Here is a 4,819-nt window from a genome sequence, read left to right as displayed (position 1 = left end):
GGGCGCCCGTGGGTGGGGGGGGGGTGGGTGGTCGGGCGGCCCGGCCCCCCCCCGCCCCCCCCCGGGCGCGGGGCCGGGCCGGCCGCCGATGGAGTTCAGCCGGACCGAGCCCGGTGCCGCGAGTTCGTCAGGTGCGTACGCGCCCCGGGGTCAGCGCTCGCCCGCGAGGTCCAGGTCTCCGCGGGCCGCAGCGGCCGGAGCCTGTCCCTTGGGGTGGCGCCAGGGGCGCGCGATGGGGACGGAGACGCCTCGCCACCAGGGCTCGGCGGGGAGCTTTCCGGAAGGCTCGAAGGGCTCGCCCGGGCGGGGGGACGCGACGGCCTGGCCGGCCTCCCCTCCCGCGTCGGTCGTCCACTCGCCGGGCTCCGCCCAGGCATGCGGGGCCAGGTTGAAGGTGCCCCAGTGGATCGGCAGCAGGACGCCGTGCGGGCGGCCGCCCTGGAGGTCGAGATGGGCCTGCACGCCCTCGGCGGGCGTCATGTGGATGTCGGGCCAGTACTCGGTGGAGTACGCCCCGATCTGGATCATGGTCGCGTCGAAGGGGCCGTGCGCGGCGCCGATCTCGGCGAAGCCGGGGAAGTAGCCCGTGTCACCGCTGTGGAAGATCCGGTGGTCGGGGCCCGAGACGACCCAGGACGCCCAGAGGGTGTGCTGGGTGTTGCGCAGACCGCGGCCGCAGAAGTGGCGCGCGGGGGTCGCGGTGAGCCGCAGCTCGCCGATCTCGGTGGACTCGTTCCAGTCGAGCTCGCGCAGACGCGACGGTGACACGCCCCAGCGCTCCAGATGGGCGCCGACCCCCAGCGGGACCGCGAAGACCGTGTCCGTGGAGGCCAGGGCCTTGATCGTGGGCAGATCGAGGTGGTCGTAGTGGTCGTGCGAGATCACGACGACGTCGACCGGGCCGAGCGCGGCGAGCGGCAGCGGCACGGGGTGCAGCCGCTTCGGTCCGGCGAAGGTGTAGGGCGAGCAGCGGTCGCCCCAGACCGGGTCGAAGAGCACCCGGTGGCCGTCGATCTCGGCGAGGACGCTGGAGTGCCCCATCCAGGTGAGGCGGAGCCCCGAGACCGGGGGCTTGGCGAGGTCGGCCAGGGTGGTGGCATGGACGGGGATCGTGCCGGTGGGGGCTCGACGCGCCCGCGCCTCCTTCTGGAAGTAGATCTTGGCGAACTCTACGGTGGAACCGGAGGGCCGGGTCCGGGCGGCCACCGGGTTCTGGAAGACCCCGTCGGCGAAGTTCGGCGAGCGCCGGATGCGCTCCCAGCGCTCCCCCGCCGGGTCGGCGCCGAAGGCCTCGGGCCGCAGGGCGCGCAGGCGGGCCCGCAGCGAGTGGTCGGAGCCGGTGCCGGTCACGAGGCCTCCTGATGGTCGGTGTCGTTCCATTATGGGCAACCCGCGCCGCTAACGGCCTGGACGATGGGCGATACTGAATCACTGTTCAGTAATGCTCGCCGAATCCCGGAGTGTTCCCATGAGCCCCGCACCCCTGCTGTCCATCGGCTGGACCGACCACGTCACCGGCCGTCGCGGCCATCTGGTCGTCGACCGGCTGGTGCGCGGTGTGGCCAGTGGAGGGCTGCGGATGCGCGAGGGATGTACGGCCGAGGAGGTCGCCGGACTCGCCAGGGGCATGACCATGAAGGAGGCCCTGCACTACGACCCGACCAGTCGGTACGTGCCGCTGGGCGGCGCCAAGGGCGGCATCGACTGCGACCCGCGCTCCCCGGAGGCGTACGGCGTGCTGGTCCGGTACCTGCGGGCGATGCGGCCGTACATCGAGCGCTTCTGGACCACCGGGGAGGATCTCGGGCTGACACAGGACCTGATCGACCGGGCGGCGGCGGAGGCCGGGCTCGTCTCCTCGATCCAGGCCGTGTACCCCCTCCTGGAGGACGAGGAGGCGGCTCGGCGACGGCTGGCCGACGCCTTCGAGGTCGAGGTGGACGGGATCGGGCTCGACGAGCTCGTGGGCGGCTGCGGGGTCGCCGAGTCGGTCCTCGTGGCACTCGACCGGGCCGGCCGGGCGTACACGGGCACGCGGGTCTCGATCCAGGGGCTGGGAACCATGGGCGGGGCCACCGCCCGCTTCCTGGAGCGCGCCGGACTCGTCGTGGTGGCGGTCGCCGACGTGAAGGGCACGATCGTCAATCCGGAGGGGCTCGACGTCGAGGCGCTCCTCGCGGCCCGCGACGGACACGGGAGCGTCGACCGCTCGGTGCTGCGGCCCGGAGACCGGGAGGAGCCGGGCGACGCCTGGATGTCGGTCGACGCGGAGGTCCTGGTCCCGGCGGCCGTCTCGTACGCGATCGACGCCGGGGCCCAGGGGCGGATCCGGGCCCGGTGGGTCGTCGAGGCGGCCAATATGCCGGTCCTCCCCGAGGCGGAGGAGCTGCTCGCCGCGCGCGGGGTCGTGGTGCTCCCGGACATCGTCGTCAATTCGGGCACGAACGCCTGGTGGTGGTGGACCCTCTTCGGCGACATCGGTGCGGACGCGGACGAGGCGTTCGGGTACACCCGGCGGGCCATGCGGTCCCTGGTGGGCCGGATGCTGGACCGCGCGGAGGCGGACGGGAGCACGCCACGCGCGGCGGCGTACGCGCTGGTGGAGGAGCGGCTGCCGGAGATCGCCGAGCGTTACGGCTGGTACTGACGTCGCCGGCCGCCACCGCGGCGCGCCGCATCCCGCGTAGATGATCATGCCCGTGTCACGTGCTGTGTAGGCTGACCGACGTGGCAAGAGTGCGGTTGAGCGTGGCGGAACGGCAGGAGGAACTGCTCCGGGCCGCCGTCGAGCAGATCGAGGTGCGCGGCGTGGCGGCCCTCAGGGTCGCCGACGTCGCCTCCGCGCTCGGCGTCAGCAACGCGCTGGTGCTCTACCACTTCTCGACCAAGGAGAAGCTCGTCGCCGCGGCCTTCGCCTACGCCGCCGAGTCCGACCTCGCACATCTGCGCCGCCTCCTCGGGCGGCGTACCAGCGCCCTGCGCCGGCTGCGCGCGGCCGTCCGCTGGTACGCACCGACCGGGCAGGCCAAGGGCTGGCGGCTGTGGATCGAGGGCTGGGCGGCCTGCCTGCGGGAACCCGCGCTGCGCGAGGTCGCCGGGGCGCTCGACCAGCAGTGGAAGGCCGCCCTGACGCAGGTGATCGCCGAGGGCGCGGCGGCAGGCGAGTTCCCCTGCCCGGACCCGGCCGCCGCGGCCTGGCGGCTGACGGCGTTCCTGGACGGGCTCGCGGTGCAGATGACCTCGTACGCCGGCTCGCTCTCGCGCGCGGCCATGCTGGAGTGGGCCGACGCCGCGCTGGCCCGTGAGCTCGGCCTCCCCTCCGTGGACGGCGCCGGAGCGCCGCCCACTCGGCCCTAGCGGGTCGTGGACTCGGCGGCCCCGGACCCGAGCCGGCCGCGCCGGGTCAGCCGGCGGTGGTGAGGATGTGGGCGTCGCCGGTGCCCACCCCGGCGATGCCGACCTTGCGGGCGTTTGCCCCGATGGGGTTCCAGCCCTGCCAGGAACCGTCCGCGTGGTGCACGTTGTGGTACACCGTGGTGCCGTTGGCTATGGCGAGCAGCTGGGCGCCGCCGTCCGGCGTACCGGTGAGAGCGATGTCCGAGGGCGAGGAGATGCCGGGCACCTTGCCCCACGCCTGCCAACTGCCGCTCGCCTGCCGTGTGGTGTGGTAGAGCCCGCCGTCGTTGCCGACGGCGATCAGCCGGGCCGCGCCGTCCGACAGGCCCGCGACGGCGACGCTCGACGCGGCGAAACCGGCGGCACCTCCGTAGCCGGCGACACCGCGCCAGCCCTGCCAGGAACCGTTCACGTACCGGATGTTGTGGTACACCATGCCGTCGTTGCCCACGATGGCGAGCTGGAGGTCACCGTTCGGGAGGCCGGTCGCCGCGACCTTCCTGGCGCCCCAGTCCGTCACCGGCGCCCAGCCCTGCCAGGAACCGTTGGCGAAACGGGCGTTGTGGTACAGCTTGCCGTCGTTGCCGACCGCGACCAGCTGGGCGTCTCCGTTCGGCATCCCCGCGATGGTCACCTCGCCTGCGGCGAACCGCGCGGCGCCGTCGTACCCGTCGACCGGCGCCCAGCCCTGCCAGGAACCGTTGGTGAAGCGGGCGTTGTGATACAGGTTGCCGTCCGTTCCCACGCCGACGACCTGGACCGATCCGTCCGGCGTGGCGGTGATCGACTGGCGGTTCCCCGCGAAGCGGGAGGCGCCGTCGTAACCGTCCAGCGGCGCCAATGGGGTCCAGTGGCCCTGCGCCGTGCGGACGGCGTGGTGGAAGTCGCCTCTGTCGGAGGGGACCGGGGCCGGGTAGGGGTCGGCATGGTCGGCGCCCAGGCCGGCCGCCGGACCGCAGTTCGGCCAGGCGCGCTCGCCCTGCACGGCCAGCACCCGCTCGGCGGTGAGGATCTGCTGCATCTTCGTGGCCTGGTGGGCGTAGGCGGCGTACTGCGTGCCGCCGAACGCACGCCAGGTGGAGGCGCTGAACTGAAGGCCGCCGTAGTAGCCGTTGCCCGTGTTGATGGACCAGTTGCCACCGCTCTCGCACTGGGCAACCTTGTCCCAGGTACTGACCGAGGCGGCCTCGGCGGTGGTACCCGCCAGGGCTGAGAGCAGCAGTGCGCCGACGACGGGGACGGCTGACACGGCGCGGTGCGTGGGACGCGTACGAGGCATGGGTGAACGGCTCCTGTCGGCAGAGCGGTGAAGGGCGCGGGAGAGGCCCGGGGCCCCCCCCGCGGCCGGGGGGGGGGGGGGCCCCGCCCCCGCGGCCGGCGGGGGGGGGGGTAAACCGCGGGGGGGGGGCGCCCCCCCCCCGCC

Annotated in this window: 4 protein-coding genes; 2 read left to right on the top strand and 2 right to left on the bottom strand. The window is 74.0% G+C overall.

The window, feature by feature from the left end; all coding sequences use genetic code 11:
• Positions 1-150 precede the first annotated feature (150 nt).
• The gene (locus ACFVZW_RS02775) at positions 151-1,380 is read right to left on the bottom strand and encodes an MBL fold metallo-hydrolase (protein ID WP_384515740.1); all 1,230 of its coding nucleotides are present in this window, start codon (positions 1,378-1,380) and stop codon (positions 151-153) included.
• Between the two features lie 88 nt (positions 1,381-1,468).
• Between ACFVZW_RS02775 and ACFVZW_RS02770 the strand changes: the two genes are divergently transcribed.
• Together ACFVZW_RS02770 and ACFVZW_RS02765 are read left to right on the top strand one after the other, a co-directional pair.
• The gene (locus ACFVZW_RS02770) at positions 1,469-2,647 is read left to right on the top strand and encodes a Glu/Leu/Phe/Val dehydrogenase dimerization domain-containing protein (RefSeq protein WP_384515737.1); all 1,179 of its coding nucleotides are present in this window, start codon (positions 1,469-1,471) and stop codon (positions 2,645-2,647) included.
• A gap of 80 nt (positions 2,648-2,727) precedes the next feature.
• Positions 2,728-3,357: a TetR/AcrR family transcriptional regulator gene (locus ACFVZW_RS02765; RefSeq protein WP_384515734.1), complete on the top strand. Its 630-nt coding sequence runs from the start codon at positions 2,728-2,730 to the stop codon at positions 3,355-3,357.
• A 46-nt stretch (positions 3,358-3,403) separates the two neighbouring features.
• On the opposite strand, the gene ACFVZW_RS02760 is transcribed toward ACFVZW_RS02765, so the two are convergent.
• Entirely contained in the window at positions 3,404-4,675 is a 1,272-nt protein-coding gene (locus ACFVZW_RS02760; RefSeq protein WP_384515731.1) for a transglycosylase family protein, read from the bottom strand.
• Positions 4,676-4,819 lie beyond the last annotated feature (144 nt).

This window comes from Streptomyces sp. NPDC059567, assembly GCF_042735655.1.
GTDB lineage: Bacteria > Actinomycetota > Actinomycetes > Streptomycetales > Streptomycetaceae > Streptomyces.
Note: the sequence above shows the minus strand (reverse complement) of the source record. Positions and strands in the feature narration are given on the sequence as shown.